The 14,101-nt window shown below is 62.8% G+C and carries 14 protein-coding genes; 9 read left to right on the top strand and 5 right to left on the bottom strand.

Features of this window, described 5'->3' with window-relative positions; translation table 11 throughout:
* Positions 1 to 20: 20 nt before the first annotated feature.
* On the top strand, positions 21 to 890 hold the full coding sequence (locus FB598_RS04795) for a DNA ligase (protein ID WP_141913362.1): 870 nt from the start codon (positions 21 to 23) through the stop codon (positions 888 to 890).
* Positions 891 to 1,136: 246 nt separating this feature from the next.
* Here FB598_RS04795 and FB598_RS04800 read toward each other — a convergent pair whose 3' ends face one another.
* Positions 1,137 to 1,541 carry a TM2 domain-containing protein gene (locus FB598_RS04800; RefSeq protein ID WP_141913229.1) on the bottom strand — a complete coding sequence of 135 codons (405 nt, stop codon included), beginning with the start codon at positions 1,539 to 1,541 and terminating at the stop codon, positions 1,137 to 1,139.
* Between the two features lie 166 nt (positions 1,542 to 1,707).
* Complete coding sequence (locus FB598_RS04805; RefSeq protein WP_141913230.1) at positions 1,708 to 2,622, bottom strand: DMT family transporter; 915 nt, start codon at positions 2,620 to 2,622, stop codon at positions 1,708 to 1,710.
* A 148-nt stretch (positions 2,623 to 2,770) separates the two neighbouring features.
* On the opposite strand from FB598_RS04805, the gene FB598_RS04810 reads away from it, so the two are divergent.
* From FB598_RS04810 to FB598_RS04845, 8 genes are all read left to right on the top strand, one after another.
* Positions 2,771 to 3,559 (top strand): helix-turn-helix transcriptional regulator, encoded by a 789-nt coding sequence (locus FB598_RS04810; protein WP_141913231.1) that lies wholly within the window; start codon positions 2,771 to 2,773, stop codon positions 3,557 to 3,559.
* 192 nt (positions 3,560 to 3,751) lie between these two features.
* Positions 3,752 to 5,086 carry an MFS transporter gene (locus FB598_RS04815; protein ID WP_141913232.1) on the top strand — a complete coding sequence of 445 codons (1,335 nt, stop codon included), beginning with the start codon at positions 3,752 to 3,754 and terminating at the stop codon, positions 5,084 to 5,086.
* Between the two features lie 103 nt (positions 5,087 to 5,189).
* Positions 5,190 to 5,888: a DUF4197 domain-containing protein gene (locus FB598_RS04820; protein ID WP_141913233.1), complete on the top strand. Its 699-nt coding sequence runs from the start codon at positions 5,190 to 5,192 to the stop codon at positions 5,886 to 5,888.
* 573 nt (positions 5,889 to 6,461) lie between these two features.
* Entirely contained in the window at positions 6,462 to 7,175 is a 714-nt protein-coding gene (locus FB598_RS04825) for an ABC transporter permease (RefSeq protein WP_141913234.1), read from the top strand.
* A 15-nt stretch (positions 7,176 to 7,190) separates the two neighbouring features.
* Positions 7,191 to 8,096, top strand: coding sequence for a glycine betaine ABC transporter substrate-binding protein (locus FB598_RS04830; protein ID WP_141913235.1), 906 nt, complete (start codon positions 7,191 to 7,193; stop codon positions 8,094 to 8,096).
* Between the two features lie 12 nt (positions 8,097 to 8,108).
* Positions 8,109 to 8,759 (top strand): ABC transporter permease, encoded by a 651-nt coding sequence (locus tag FB598_RS04835; protein ID WP_141913236.1) that lies wholly within the window; start codon positions 8,109 to 8,111, stop codon positions 8,757 to 8,759.
* Positions 8,756 to 9,889 (top strand): ABC transporter ATP-binding protein, encoded by a 1,134-nt coding sequence (locus tag FB598_RS04840; protein WP_141913237.1) that lies wholly within the window; start codon positions 8,756 to 8,758, stop codon positions 9,887 to 9,889. Before FB598_RS04835 ends, FB598_RS04840 begins: the two co-directional genes overlap by 4 nt.
* Before the next feature lie 161 nt (positions 9,890 to 10,050).
* Positions 10,051 to 11,088 (top strand): fimbrial protein, encoded by a 1,038-nt coding sequence (locus tag FB598_RS04845; protein WP_141913238.1) that lies wholly within the window; start codon positions 10,051 to 10,053, stop codon positions 11,086 to 11,088.
* Here FB598_RS04845 and FB598_RS04850 read toward each other — a convergent pair.
* The 3 genes from FB598_RS04850 to FB598_RS04860 form a co-directional block, all read right to left on the bottom strand.
* On the bottom strand, positions 11,085 to 11,570 hold the full coding sequence (locus FB598_RS04850; RefSeq protein ID WP_141913239.1) for a GNAT family N-acetyltransferase: 486 nt from the start codon (positions 11,568 to 11,570) through the stop codon (positions 11,085 to 11,087). The genes FB598_RS04845 and FB598_RS04850 overlap by 4 nt on opposite strands.
* A gap of 27 nt (positions 11,571 to 11,597) precedes the next feature.
* Positions 11,598 to 13,118, bottom strand: a complete 1,521-nt coding sequence (locus FB598_RS04855; protein ID WP_141913240.1) for a DEAD/DEAH box helicase — start codon at positions 13,116 to 13,118, stop codon at positions 11,598 to 11,600.
* A gap of 223 nt (positions 13,119 to 13,341) precedes the next feature.
* A complete protein-coding gene (locus tag FB598_RS04860) occupies positions 13,342 to 14,097 on the bottom strand; it encodes an alpha/beta fold hydrolase (RefSeq protein ID WP_141913241.1) in 756 nt (251 codons plus the stop codon).
* Positions 14,098 to 14,101: the final 4 nt, after the last annotated feature.

Below are 14,101 nucleotides of genomic sequence, written 5' to 3' on the forward strand. Positions count from 1 at the left end.
ATTCCCGGCTGTCGCCTGGCATGGGGCCGCGGCACAGGCCGAACCGGCGCGCGGCATTGCGCTTGCTGCCGGCATTGGCGCTGCCGGCAGGATGGTTGGCAGCGCCGGCGCAGGCCGCGGGCAAGCCGCCCCTGATGCTGGCCAATGTGTACCGCGAGGGCGTGCCGCTGGCCGATTTCTGGGTGAGCGAGAAATACGACGGCATCCGCGCCTATTGGGATGGCCGCAGCCTGCTCACGCGCGGCGGCGAGACGATCCAGGCGCCGGCATGGTTTACGCGCGGCTGGCCGCAGCGCGCGATGGATGGCGAGTTATGGGGCGGACGCGGGCGGTTCGAGCAGACTGTCTCCACGGTGCGCCGGCAAGTGCCGGATGAGCAGGCGTGGCGCGGCATCAGTTTCATGGTGTTCGATCTGCCGCAGGAACCGGGAAACTTCGATCGGCGGCTGGCCGCCTTGCCGGCGCTGGCGGGCGCGATTTCGCAAGACTGGGTGGTGGCGGTGCGCCAGCGCAAGGTGGCCAGCCACCGGGCCTTGCAGGCATGGCTGGATGAGGTGGAAAAGCAGGGCGGCGAAGGCCTGATGCTGCATCGCGGCGCCTCGCTCTACCTGGCCGGGCGCACTGACGACCTGCTCAAGTTCAAATCGATGGAAGATGCCGAAGCCAGGGTAGTCGCTTATCTGCCCGGCAAGGGCAAGTACCAGGGCATGGTCGGCGCGTTGTCGGTGGAGACTGCGGATGGGGTGCGTTTCAATATCGGCAGCGGCCTCACCGATGCGCAACGTCGCACGCCGCCGCCGCTGGGCAGCACCATCACCTATCGCTTTCGGGGCCGGCATGCCAGCGGCAAGCCGCGTTTTGCCGTGCTGCTGCGGGAACGCAGCGATTGAGGCAAGGATGACGGTTGCTTTTGATGCAATATTTATCCGATTTTTTTGAGAATTTTCTTATATTCAAGCCAGATCGCGCTGACGATACTGGAACTGTCACCTGCTCATGAATTGGTTGTGCTCGTGGGGGAGCAGGTGGCGGAAGTAATGTCGTTATGGAGTGGGGAGCCCGCATCCGAAAGGATGCGGGCCTTTTTTATGCGCGGATCATCTGCAGCCTGGGGCGGTTCTCCGGCTGCATGCGGTTCAGGCCGGCGCCTTGCTGCGGAAGTTGCGTTCGGAGATTTGCGCGTTGAGGGTCCAGAAATCGTACAGCACGCCCAGCAGGAACACGCCGCCGGTGAGCAGGTAGAGGATGCCGGTCAGCCATTTGCCGATATACATGCGGTGCACGCCGAAGATGCCGAGGAAGGTCAGCAGCAGCCAGGCCAGCGAATAATTGTTGTCGCCGCCGACGAAGCGGGTATCGGCTTCGCGGTCCATCGAGGGGATCAGGAACAGGTCGATGATCCAGCCGATGCCGAGCAGGCCGAGGGTGAAGAACCAGATCGTGCCGGTCACCGGCTTGCCGTAGTAGAAGCGGTGCGCGCCTGTGAATCCGAAGATCCAGAGCAGGTAGCCGAGGGTTTTGCTATGGGTGTCGTTGGTCATCCGGGCTCCGTATATTAAAAATGTGTGAGGTGTGCGATGCCTCGGTTTTTGGGGAGGGCGATTATATTGTAGTCGACCCTCCCGGAGCCCCATCTTAGAACCTGTTCAAGGTCCCTCCAAGTTTTTCCTTTGGCTTTCTGCTGGTCGGCGAGCCTTCAGATACGGTTCAGATACGGTTGGCCGGCAGCCTGCGCGCGCCCAGCAGCGGCCTTTGCACGATTTGCGTCAGCAGCACGCCGATCAGGCTGACGCCGCCGCCGATGGCATGGTAGGCGTGCATGCTTTCATCGAGCCAGGCGATGGCGAACAGCGCGGTCAGCACCGGCAGGAGGTTGATGAAGATGCTGCAGCGGCTGGGGCCGAGCTTTTTGACGCCTTCTATCCACAGGAAGGACAGCAGGATCGACGAGCCGATGCCGGAGTAGGCGATCAGCGGCAGCGTGCGCGCATCGAGCGCGGCGGCGCCTGGCGCCAGCATCAGGAATTGCGGCAGCATGAACAGCAGCGCGGCGATGGCTTGCATGTAGATCGCCTGCCAGGCCGGCACGTTCATCTTCCAGCGTTTGAGCAGAACGCCGTACAAGGCGTAAGACAGCGCCGCCAGCAGCATCAGCGCATCGCCCAGATGCACGCCGCCGCGCAGCGCCGCCGAGATGTCGCCGTGGCCGACCAAGTAAAGCAGGCCGAGGAAGGACAGCGCCCCGCCGCCGGCCATGCCCAGCGTGACCGCCTCGCCCAGTACCACGACCGAGAGCAGGGCCGTCAGGAGCGGGATCAGCGCCGTCACGATGGCCATGTTGGTGGCCGTGGTGCTTTCGGCCGCGCGGTAGGACAGGCTCTGGAAAACGGCCATGGCCAGCAGGCCGGACAGGGCCAGCTGCCACCAATGCCGGCGGATCAGCGCGCGGTTGTTCCACAACGGCCGGAGGACGAAGGGACTCATCAGGGCCAGCAGCAGGACCAGCCGGTAAAAGGTGATCGCCACCGGCGAAATGGCCGAGGCGGCCAGCTTGGAGACGATGACGTTACCGGCCCAGAGCACGATGGCGAGGAAGGGATAAAGATAGGAGGTCAGTGGCATGGCATGAACGCTGATGGGTGGATGGAAGGTCGGGCGGCTGGAGACTGTCCTCCAGCGCCATGCCATCCTGCCCGGATTTGCGTAGTCGTTCGCGTGCTAAAATGCCTTTTCTTATCTCAAAAGTGACACTTGGTCGTATTTCGCGCTCGTGGATCCTACCCATTACCAAGATCTGATCGCGGCCAATGCGCCTTGTGGCGCATTGGCCATCGATTACCCGCACGGCCACGTCATTGCGCCGCATCGCCACCCGCATGCCCAGTTGCTGTATGCGATCGAAGGCGTGCTGTGCGTGGAAACCGCCGATGGCCGTTGGGTGGTGCCGCCTACACGCGGTGTCTGGCTGCAGCCGGAGGTGGAGCATCTGGTGCGCATGCGCGGCGACGTCAAGATGCGCACCGTCCTCATCAATCCCCCGGAATTGCCTAACCTGCCGCAGCAAAGCTGCGTGCTGGACATTCCGCCGCTGTTGCGGGAGCTGATCGTGTCCGCGGTCGGCCTCGGACTGGGGGCCGAACTGCTGCCGGATTCGCGGGCATGGCACTTGTTGCGTTTGCTGGTGCTGGAACTGCGCTCGGTGCCGGTGTTGCCGCTGTATCTGCCGTTGCCGGCGGAGCCGGGACTGCGCAGTATCTGCCAGGCGCTGATGGCCGAGCCGGAGCAGGCGATATCGGTGGCGCAACTGGCCCAACGGCTGTCGATCGCCACCCGCACTTTCCATCGGCGCTTTCTGGCCGACACCGGCATGCGCTTCGGCCACTGGCGCCAGCAGGCGCGGCTGTTGCTCGCGCTGGAACAACTGGCGCGCGGCGACAAGGTGATCGATGTGGCGCTGGCGCATGGCTACACCAGCCAGAGCGCCTTCGCCGCCATGTTCCGCAAGCATTTCGGCTGCGTGCCCAGCCGGTTCTTCCGCAATGGCGCGGGCGATGCGTAAGAACGCATCTCACGCCCATTGATGAAGTGAGTTCTAAATGCCACGCACGGCAGGGCTTCCCGCAGGGAAACGTCAACTGGTGTAAACTGATGCGCTGTCGGGAGCGAAGGCTTCCGCTTCATTCACCAGCCATCCGTTGCAACCGTGCGACCTTCGTTGCTTGTCCCTCTTATTGTCGGCTGTGCCCTGTTCATGGAAAACATGGACGCCACGGTTCTGGCCACTTCGCTTCCTGCGCTCGCGCGCGACCTCAACCAGGATTCGATCACCCTCAAGCTGGCGATGACGGCCTACGTCGCCGCGCTTGGCGTGTTCATCCCGATTTCGGGCTGGATGGCCGACAAGCTGGGCGCGCGCAAGGTGTTCCGCTCGGCCATGGTGGTGTTCATGGTCGGCTCCATCCTGTGCGCGGTATCGGGTTCGCTGGTCACGTTCGTGGCGGCGCGTTTCCTGCAGGGCATCGGCGGCGCCATGATGGTGCCGGTGGGGCGCGTCATCATCGCGCGTTCGGTGAGCAAGGCGGAGCTGGTCAAGGCGGTCAGTTACCTGACGTTGCCGGCGCTCCTGGGGCCGGTGGTCGGGCCGGTGCTGGGCGGTTTCATCACCACCTATTTCCACTGGCGCTGGGTGTTCCTGATCAACATCCCGATCTGTTTCCTCGGCCTTTACCTGGCCGGACGCTATATCGAAAATTTCGTCGAAGACGACCCGGCGCCGCTGGATGTGAAGGGCTTCGTGCTGACCTCGGTGGGCGCCGCGTTGATCATGCTGGGCCTGTCGCTGTTCGGCACCCATCTGGTTGACGGCGCCACGCCGATCGCCATGTGCGCCATCGGCGCTATCGCGCTGGTCATGTATTACCGCCATTCGACCCAGATCGACTATCCGCTGCTGGACTTCCGCTTGCTGCGCATTCCGACGCTGCATGCCAGCGTGGTGGGCGGTTCGCTGTTTCGCATCGGCCTGGGGGCGGTGCCGTTCCTGCTGCCGCTGGCGCTGCAGGAAGGCTTGGGCATGACGGCCTTCCAGGCCGGCACCATTACCTGCGCCTCGGCATTCGGTTCGCTGTTCATGCGCCTGATTGCGTCTTCCGTGCTGCGTCGCTACGGTTTTCGCACGACGCTGATGGTCAATGCGGTGTTCGCCGGCATCGCGCTGGCCGCTTACGGCATTTTCAGCATCCACACGCCGTACCTGCTGATCGCGCTGATCGTGCTCATGGGCGGCATCTTCCCGGCGCTGCAATTCACTTGCCTGAATTCGATCGCCTATGCCGACATCGACAGCCGCGACGCCGGCCGCGTCACCAGCCTGGCCAGCGTGATCCAGCAGCTTTCGCTGGGCATGGGCGTGACCATCGCCGGCATCGTGCTGCAACTGTCGAACTACGTACAGGGCCATGCCACCATCGTGGAATCGGACTTCTGGCCGGCTTTCCTGGTGATCGGCCTGTTCTCGATCGCTTCGGTGCCCATCACCGGCAAGTTGCCGCGCAATGCCGGGCTGGAACTGTCCCGCGGCAAGTAAGGCGCCGGTCAAGCCGTTCTTGGCTTGACCGGCCCAAGGCCGGTATGATCGCGAAGATGCCATCGACACGCGGGCATCGTCCCGTCACTTACCGGAGTTCTCCATGTCCCTGATTTCTTTTTCCCTGCGCCGTGCCGTCCTGGGCGTGTCGCTGTTGTCGGCCACCGCCGCGTTCGCCTTTTCGCTGTCCGACATCAGCAATCAGGATGCGACCAGCGGCTTGAAGGCGGCGCTGGAGAAGGGCGCCAATGTGGCCGTCTCCAAGCTGGGCCAGCAAAACGGTTTTCTCAACAACGACAAGGTCAAGATCAAGCTGCCCAGCGCATTGGAACAGGCCATGCCGCTCATTCGCATGACCGGCCAGGGACAGAAGGTGGATGACCTGGTGGTGGACATGAACCACGCCGCCGAGGCTGCGGTGCCGCTGGCCAAGCCGCTGCTGGTCAATGCCGTGAAGTCGATGTCGGTGTCGGACGCCAAGAACATCCTGTCCGGCGGCGATACTTCGGTGACGGATTTCTTCCGCCAGAAGACCTCGGGCGAGCTGGCCACCAAATTCCTGCCTATTGTCAAGAAAATCACCGACAAGAATGGCCTTTCGTCCAGGTATAACGCCACCATGGGCCAGGTCGCCAAGACCGGCTTGGTATCGGGCGACCAGAGCACGGTCGAGGGCTATGTGACGCAGCGTGCGCTGGATGGCCTGTTCCTGATGATTAGCGAGGAAGAAAAAGCCATCCGCAAGGATCCGGTCGGCAGCGGCAGCGCGATCATTGGCAAGGTGTTCGGTGCGCTCAAGTGAGGCCGTGATGGCATGACCGCCGGCGCTGTACGGATCGGCGGCGAGATGCATGAAAATCGCTTGCTTCGATGTTCGGGGCAGGCGATTTTTTTACCGTGGCAGGCGCGTCCCGGGATGGGCAGGAAGCGCGGCCGGGAAAGGGCGGGACGGCAATTTTATCCCTGCATTTTGTGTGGGTTTTTTATCTTATTGCCCCGCATTGGGAACTATTTTGGCCGCTTAAGATCCCGGGGTTATGACTTTCAATTCCTACATTTCTGGACTTCATTAAGAGATTGCTTTATACTATCGGTTGTCCTGGTGACATAATTTGTTCAACAACGACCCTTAGCAATTCCTGGCCCGTTCGCGGGTAGTCAAATTTTCCGGCATGCAGTGCGGATCGCCTCTTCGGCCATCCTTCTTGTCCGGTAAGCATCATCGCCGAAGCTTTCTTCGGTTTCATCGCTGCCCTGCAGCTTTCGGTTCGTATCCAAATGATTCGCCCTCCACCGGGCAACGAACCACGCACAATCGATTCTTAAAACCCGTTGCCGCGGCGTCATGTCGCGTCAGCTATACCAAGGGGGTAACATGACGCGTCTTCGTCACGTCTTTACTGGCGCAGCCACATTTGCGCTGGTCATCGCGGGCCTGGTCTGGTGGATCGGCCCCGATGTCATCCACAAGTACCGGGGCGACCTGATCTACTATACCGGCAAGCACCTGGAACTGGTGTTCTGTTCCATGGCGCTGGCGCTGGCCGCCGGCATCCCGGCCGGCATCGCGCTGTCCCGGCCTTCGGCGCAACGTTTCGCCGAGGCGTTCATCCAGATCTTCAACATCGGCAATACCATCCCGTCGATCGCGGTGCTGGCGCTGGCGCTGGCATTCTTCGGCATCGGCAACTGGCCGACCATCCTGGCATTGTGGCTGGCTTCGCTGCTGCCCATCGTGCGCAACACCTATGAAGGCTTGAAGAACGTGCCGGCTTCCCTGAAGGAAGCGGCGCGCGGCATCGGCATGAAGCCGTACCAGATCCTGTTCCGGGTCGAACTGCCCAATGCCTTGCCCATCATCGTCGGCGGCGTGCGCACCGCGCTGGCGATCAATGTCGGCACGGCGCCGCTGTCGATGCTGATCGGCGGCGAAAGCCTGGGCGGGCTGATTTTCCCCGGCATCTATCTCAACAACCAGGGCCAGCTGCTGCTGGGTGCGGCCGCCACCGCGGTGCTGGCGCTGGCGCTCGATGCGCTGGTCACCACGCTGTCGGGCATCTATCTTTCCCGCCGCGGCTTGCGCGCTTAATCAGGGAGGACCATCATGAAAACAAAATACATCGCATGCGCGCTGATCATGGCACTGGCCATGTTCGGCACCGCCAGGGCACAGGCGCAGAACCTGGTCGTCGGCGGCAAGAATTTCACTGAGCAGCTGATCCTGTCGAACATGACCGCGCAATACCTGCGCGCCAAGGGGTATGGCGCCGATCTCAAGAACGGCCTGGGCACCACGCTGATGCGTTCGGCACTGGAGAGCGGCCAGCTCGACATCGTCTGGGATTACACCGGCACCGCGCTGATCGTCTACAACCACATCGAAGAGAAACTCGAACCCGAACAGATCTACGAAAAGGTCAAGGAACTGGACGTGCCGCGCGGCCTGGCATGGCTGAACGAGTCGGAACTGAACAACACCTACGCTTTCGCCATGCCGCAAAAGATCGCCGACGAATACGGCATCAATTCGCTGCAAGACTTGGCCGACCGCATCAATGCCGATGCGCAGGACGGCGCCAAGAATCTGCGCCTGATGGGGGTGGACTACGAATTCGCATCGCGCCCGGACGGCCTGGGCCCGATGCAGGAACTGTACGGTTTCAAGCTGGAGCGCGGCGCTGTCAAGCAGATGGATCCCGGCCTGGTCTACACGGCGCTCAAGAACGAGCAACTGTTCGTGGGCCTGACCTATGCATCAGATGGCCGTATCAAGGGGTTCGACCTGAAGCTGCTGGATGACGACAAGGGCTACTTCGCCGCCTACAAGGCCACGCCGGTGGTGCGCCAGGAGATCCTGGACCGTAACCCGCAACTGGCCGAACAGCTCAATGCGCTGGCCGCCAGCATCGACACCGAAAAGATGACCGAGCTCAACAAGCGCGTGGACATCGACCAGGAACCCGTCAGCAAGGTCGCGGCGGATTTCCTCAAGCAAGCCGGCCTGATCTGAGGAGGGATGAGCATGGATATCTTCCAATACCTCCAGTCCGACTGGCACAACATCTTCAATTTGACGCTGCAGCATCTCAAGCTGGTGGGCATCGCGGTCAGCCTGGCGATCCTCATCGGCGTGCCGCTGGGGATCTTGGTGGTGCGCGTGCGCTGGCTGGCCAGCCCTTTGCTGAGCCTGGCGACCGTGGTGCTGACGATACCGTCAATCGCGCTGTTCGGCCTGATGATCCCGGTGTTTTCGCAGTTCGGCGCCGGCATCGGCCCGTTGCCGGCGATCACCGCGGTGTTCCTGTATTCGCTGCTGCCGATCGTGCGCAATACCTACCTGGCGCTGGATAACATCGAAGCCGGCATCAAGGAAGCCGGCATCGGCATCGGCATGACCTTCTGGCAACGGCTGCGCATGGTGGAACTGCCGCTGGCGGTGCCGGTGATCCTGGGCGGCGTGCGCACCGCCGTGGTGATGAACATCGGCGTGATGGCCATCGCTGCCGTCATCGGTGCCGGCGGCCTGGGAGTGCTGATCCTGCACGCCATCAGCCAAAGCAATATGCAAAAACTCGTCGTCGGCGCCGTGATGATCAGCGTGCTGGCCATCATCGCCGACTTCCTGCTGCAACGCCTGCAGACAATCTTGACTCCGAAAGGACTGCAAAAATGATCGAACTGGACCAACTGAGCAAAACCTACACCCAGAAAGACGGCATCCAGGTCAAGGCGGTCGACACCGTCAGCCTCAAGGTCGCCGAAGGCGAGATCTGCGTCTTCCTCGGCCCGTCCGGCTGCGGCAAGACCACCACCCTGAAGATGATCAACCGCCTGATCCGCCCGACCTCGGGCCGGGTCTTGTTGAACGGGGAAGACACCACCGGCATCGATGAAGTCGAATTGCGCCGCCATATCGGCTATGTGATCCAGCAGATCGGCCTGTTTCCCAACATGACCATCGAAGAAAACATCACCATCGTCCCGCGCCTGCTGGGTTGGGACAAGAAGCGCTGCCGCGAGCGCGCCGCCGAACTGATGGCGATGGTGGCCCTGGATCCGGTGAAATTCCTCAAGCGCTATCCGCGCGAACTGTCCGGCGGCCAGCAGCAGCGCATTGGCGTGATCCGCGCACTGGCGGCCGACGCCCCGGTACTGCTGATGGACGAACCGTTCGGCGCGGTCGATCCGATCAACCGCGAGACGATCCAGAACGAGTTCTTCCAGATGCAGCGCCAACTGAAGAAGACCGTGATCATGGTCAGCCACGATATCGACGAGGCGATCAAGCTGGGCGACAAGGTGGCGATCTTCCGCGCCGGCAAGCTGGTGCAGTTCGACCATCCCGATGCCTTGCTGGCGCGTCCGAAAGATGAGTTCGTCGGCGCCTTCGTCGGCCAGGACCATACCTTGAAACGCCTGTTGCTGGTGCGCGCCGGCGAGGCCGCCACCACGCCCCAGACCGCCCGCCCGGATGTGTCCTGCGACCAGGCGCTGTCATTGATGGACGACGAGGATGCCCGTTACCTGACCATCACCGACAGCGACAATCGCGCCATCGGCTACCTGACCCGCCGCGACGTGCGCGGCAATGCGGGCGATGCGGCCGGGAAGGTGCGCCCGTTCACCATGAACGCGGCGCCGGACGAGAACCTGCGCGTGGTGCTCTCGAAGATGTACAAGCACAGCACCAGCTGGATGCCGGTGATCGACAGCGACGGCAGCTATGTCGGTGAAGTCACCCAGGATTCCATCGCCAGTTACCTGAGCTCAGGCCGTTCGCGCGGCATGGCGATGGCGGCATAAGCAGGTGTTGGGCCAGTGGCAAGAGCGGCGCATATGCGCCGCTTTTTTTATGCCTGCCCAAAGAAATGCCGGGTTAGGGCTATTTCCAGATTTTTCTTAAAGAAACCCAAGGGAGTGCTCAATAGACTATCGCGATCCTGATTCCATTTGTGTGGAGAGAAATGATGCGATTCGTTTCCGAATTATGCCGAACCTGCTGGCGATCCGCGCCGTTCTTCGTGGCGTATCTATTGCACGCAAACAGTATGGCTGCGCCATGCACGGAACGAGGGTCGACCGCTCCAGTCATCATTCCGGCGCCGAACCTGACCATAACGCGCGATGTGCCGGTAGGGGCGGTGCTAGGCGAGGTGAGCAGTCAACCCAACAGTTACGAAATTAGTTGCAGTACGCCCAATAATGTACGGACGAGCGCAACGGTTCGGCCGCTGGAAGGCCTTACAAATGGCATCATGCCCGTGATGGGGAGCAATGGCAGGCTGATTCCGGGATTGGGAGTGCGTTTCGTTCCTACAGGGAGTTACGTCAGAGGGAGCAATAGTGTCTGCACAGGGGGCGGTGGTATCTACGCCTTGGGGGCAAGGGATGAGCTTCGTTGCAATGCTTATGCAATTTACAATGGCGTGCCCGTAGGTTTTTCGTCGGGAAATTCCGTACTCAAACTGGTTTTTGTCAAAACCTCCGATGCATTGGCCAGCGCCAGCCTGGCGAGAGAAACAGTATTCACCACACGGGTCGACAATTACGCGACGATCGGTTATCAACTCGCCGGCGGTACGGTGGTGGTCAATCCCTGCACATTCAGCATGCCTTCCGTGGTTCGGCTGGGGAGGGTTACGGCCGCAACCATGCAGGCCGACCGTCATTCGGCACAGGAGAACTTCAATCTGGAGATGAACTGCCAGAACAATGCGATGGTGAAAATCCGTTTCACGCCAGCGGCAGGCTCGATGGCGGTCAGGGGAATGGAGGGCACGCTGAGCAACACTGCCGCCGCAACAGAGGCTGCCGCCGGTGTCAACGTGCAGTTGCTCAGCGCGGCCGGTGAACCCATTCCACTGAATACGGATATTGATTTTGGCGCCCAGCCGGCGATGGCTCGCTATGCTTTCAGGGCGCGCATGAGTGCGGCGCCGGGGGCTACGGTGACGCCTGGCCGGGTCACTGCCGGCGCCAGGGTCAATTTCACCTTCTATTAATCCAGCAGCTTGTGCATGAACATGGCCTTGCCCGTGGCCGGATCCAGTTCATAGCCGGCGAAGCCGCTGCTGCGGTAGAGCGCACGCGCCACGGCATTGCCTTCGAGGACTTCCAGCGTGACCTTGCAGCAGCCCAGCGCACGCGCCTCATCTTCGACCCGTGCGATCAGGCGGCGGGCGATGCCTTGTCCCCGGTATGAGGGCATGACGGCAAGGTCGTGGATATTGAGCAGCGGCTTGCAGGCGAAGGTGGAAAACCCTTCGATGCAGGTCGCCAGGCCAGCCGCCCGTTCGCCGTCGAACGCCAGGAAGACGTGCGCGGTGGGGCGTTTCTTCAATTCGATGGCGAGGTTGTCGCGGACGAAATCCGGCAACGACTTGCCGCCGCCCATGGCATCGGATGCATAGGCATTCAATACCTCGAACAGGGCGGCGGCGTGGGCCGGCAGGTCCAGATCGGCCTTGATGATGTCGATTTGCATGGGCTCTGGCAGCGAAGGTAAGCGTGCTTATTTGCCTCGTGTGCCGCCATGCGTCAGCGCCGATGGCTTGCCGCCGCCGGCATTGCGCTGGCCCTGGCTGCGCGGCTGACCCTGATGGCCGCCGCCGTTGCCGGCATTGCCGCCGTGGGCGCCTTGCGGACGCGCCGGTTTGCGCGGTCCGGCGCCGGCATTCGGCGCGCCATTGGCGGGATTGCGCGGCTTGGCCGCCTGGTTGGCATTGCCATTGCCGCGTTGGCCCTGGCCTTGCCCCTGGGCCGGCTTGGCGCCGGCCGGAGCATTGCCGCCAGCCTTGCGCGGCGGCGCATTGCGCTGGCCGCGTCCGCCGCCCTGGTTCTGGTGGCGGCCGCCGCCGCTGCGCAGCTGGATCGGCTGCGGCTTGGCGGTCGGGTCGGGTTCGAACCCGGGGATGACTTCCACCGGGATCTCGCGCTTGATGAAGCGTTCGATGTCATGCAGCAGGTCGCGCTCGTCGATGCAGACCAGCGACACGGCTTCGCCGGTGGCGCCGGCGCGGCCGGTGCGGCCGATGCGGTGCACGTAGTCTTCGGGCACGTTGGGCAGGTCATAGTTGACCACGTGCGGCAACTGGTCGATGTCGATGCCGCGCGCGGCGATATCGGTGGCGATCAGCGCGGTCAGCTTGCCGTCCTTGAATTCGGCCAGCGCCTTGGTGCGCGCAGACTGGCTCTTGTTGCCGTGGATCGCCATGGCGCTGATGTCGTCGCGCGCCAGTTGTTCGACCAGCTTGTTGGCGCCGTGCTTGGTGCGGGTGAAGACCAGCACCTGTTTCCATTGATGAGCCTTGATCAGGTGCGCCAGCATCGGGTGCTTCTTGTCGCGGTCGACCGGGTGGATCTTTTGCGAGATCACTTCCACGGTGGAATTGCGGCGCGCCACTTCGATCAGGGCCGGGTTGGTCAACAGGCTGTCGGCCAGCTTCTTGATCTCGTCGGCGAAGGTGGCCGAGAACAGCAGGTTCTGGCGCTTGGGCGGCAGCGCCGCCAGCACCTTGCGGATGTCGCGGATGAAGCCCATGTCCAGCATGCGGTCGGCCTCGTCCAGCACCAGGATCTGGATGTGCTGGAGGTTGACCGTGCCTTGCTGCATGTGGTCGAGCAGGCGGCCGGGCGTGGCCACCAGGATATCGATGCCGCGCTTCAGCAGCGCGATCTGGGGATTGATGCCGACGCCGCCGAAGATGCAGGCCGAGGTCAGCGGCAGGTACTTGCCGTACAGGCGCACGCTTTCTTCGACCTGGGCCGCCAGCTCGCGGGTCGGGGCCAGGATCAGGGCGCGGATCGGGATCTGGCCGTTGACCTTGTTGCGCGGCGCCGATGCCAGGCGCTGCAGCAGCGGCAGGGTGAAGCCGGCGGTCTTGCCGGTGCCGGTCTGGGCGCCGGCCATCAGGTCGCCGCCGGAAAGGACGGCAGGGACGGCCTGAGCTTGAATTGGGGTGGGGGAGGTATAGCCTTGTTCGGAAACGGCACGAACGATTTCGTCGGACAAGCCGAGCGCGGAAAATGACATGAGACTCTGAAAATGGGTTCGGCCTGTCGCCGCAGTGGGCGCCAGTCGCAGGCAGACGGGGTTGAAACTCGGAGAGGGCAGCGGACTTGACTGGAGGGATGCCGCGCTGGCCGCAGTATAACAGCCGCAGCTTGCGCTGGAAGAGAATTATTTTCTGCGCGTGACTTTTGTTGTTGCCAGGCCCGTCCCCCGATGCGCGATATGGCGCATCGAGGCGACAGGTTCAGCCGGATTGGCGCGCCAGAAAATCCAGCACCGGCGGCAGCACCAGGGCGCTTTGCATCAGGCCGCCGAAATGCGTCACGCCGGGCAGGGTGGCGAACTCGCCCCGTGCCAGCCGTGCGGCGGTGCGCTGCACGGCGCCGTGGCGCGCATCGGCGTCGCCGCAAAACAGCAGGCAGGGCATGTCCATGCGCGCCAGCACATCCTGCTGCGAGGGGCGCGGCTGCTGGGCTGCCGCGGCCAGGGCCTGCAGGTCGTTGGCGCGGATGAGCATCTTCACCTGGGGCGAGATGCGTTCGTCGAGCAGCGTCTCGAAGGCGGCGATGAAGGCTTCCGGATCGCGGCCATCGATGCCGTGGAAGGCATTCCAACTCAAGTCTTCATCCGGATGGGCGGCGCCCAGGATCAGGCTGGACAGGCGTTCGGGCGCATGCCGCGCCAGGCCGTAGCCGACCCAGCCGCCCAGCGAATAACCGAAGAAATGTGCACGTTCGATGCCCAGCGCATCCAGCACGGCGAGCGCGTCGCGGCAGCGCTGGGGCTGGCTGTAGGCGCTGGTTTCGTGCGGTTTGTCGCTCTGGCCGTGGCCCAGCGCGTCGAACATGATGACGCGGTAGCGTTCGCGCAGCGCGGCGGTGAAACCGAAGAAGCGCCAGGCTTCCAGGCTGCTGGTGAAGCCGTGGTGCAGCAACAGTGGCGCGCCTTGGCCCTCGACCTGATAGTGGATCTGGCGTCCGTCGCTCAAGGCGAATGGCATGTTT

Source organism: Herbaspirillum sp. SJZ106 (genome assembly GCF_006715495.1).
Lineage (GTDB): Bacteria > Pseudomonadota > Gammaproteobacteria > Burkholderiales > Burkholderiaceae_D > Herbaspirillum.

What these genes read in the sequence shown, in the direction of transcription:
- FB598_RS04800 (WP_141913229.1), bottom strand. Translation starts at nt 1,541, where the DNA reads ATGACCAACGACACCCATAGCAAAACCCTCGGCTACCTGCTCTGGATC.
- FB598_RS04855 (WP_141913240.1), bottom strand. Translation starts at nt 13,118, where the DNA reads ATGTCATTTTCCGCGCTCGGCTTGTCCGACGAAATCGTTCGTGCCGTT.
- FB598_RS04830 (WP_141913235.1), top strand. Translation starts at nt 7,191, where the DNA reads ATGAAAACAAAATACATCGCATGCGCGCTGATCATGGCACTGGCCATG.
- FB598_RS04795 (WP_141913362.1), top strand. Translation starts at nt 21, where the DNA reads ATGGGGCCGCGGCACAGGCCGAACCGGCGCGCGGCATTGCGCTTGCTG.
- FB598_RS04840 (WP_141913237.1), top strand. Translation starts at nt 8,756, where the DNA reads ATGATCGAACTGGACCAACTGAGCAAAACCTACACCCAGAAAGACGGC.
- FB598_RS04850 (WP_141913239.1), bottom strand. Translation starts at nt 11,570, where the DNA reads ATGCAAATCGACATCATCAAGGCCGATCTGGACCTGCCGGCCCACGCC.
- FB598_RS04835 (WP_141913236.1), top strand. Translation starts at nt 8,109, where the DNA reads ATGGATATCTTCCAATACCTCCAGTCCGACTGGCACAACATCTTCAAT.
- FB598_RS04860 (WP_141913241.1), bottom strand. Translation starts at nt 14,097, where the DNA reads ATGCCATTCGCCTTGAGCGACGGACGCCAGATCCACTATCAGGTCGAG.
- FB598_RS04805 (WP_141913230.1), bottom strand. Translation starts at nt 2,622, where the DNA reads ATGCCACTGACCTCCTATCTTTATCCCTTCCTCGCCATCGTGCTCTGG.
- FB598_RS04845 (WP_141913238.1), top strand. Translation starts at nt 10,051, where the DNA reads ATGATGCGATTCGTTTCCGAATTATGCCGAACCTGCTGGCGATCCGCG.
- FB598_RS04815 (WP_141913232.1), top strand. Translation starts at nt 3,752, where the DNA reads ATGGAAAACATGGACGCCACGGTTCTGGCCACTTCGCTTCCTGCGCTC.
- FB598_RS04825 (WP_141913234.1), top strand. Translation starts at nt 6,462, where the DNA reads ATGACGCGTCTTCGTCACGTCTTTACTGGCGCAGCCACATTTGCGCTG.
- FB598_RS04820 (WP_141913233.1), top strand. Translation starts at nt 5,190, where the DNA reads ATGTCCCTGATTTCTTTTTCCCTGCGCCGTGCCGTCCTGGGCGTGTCG.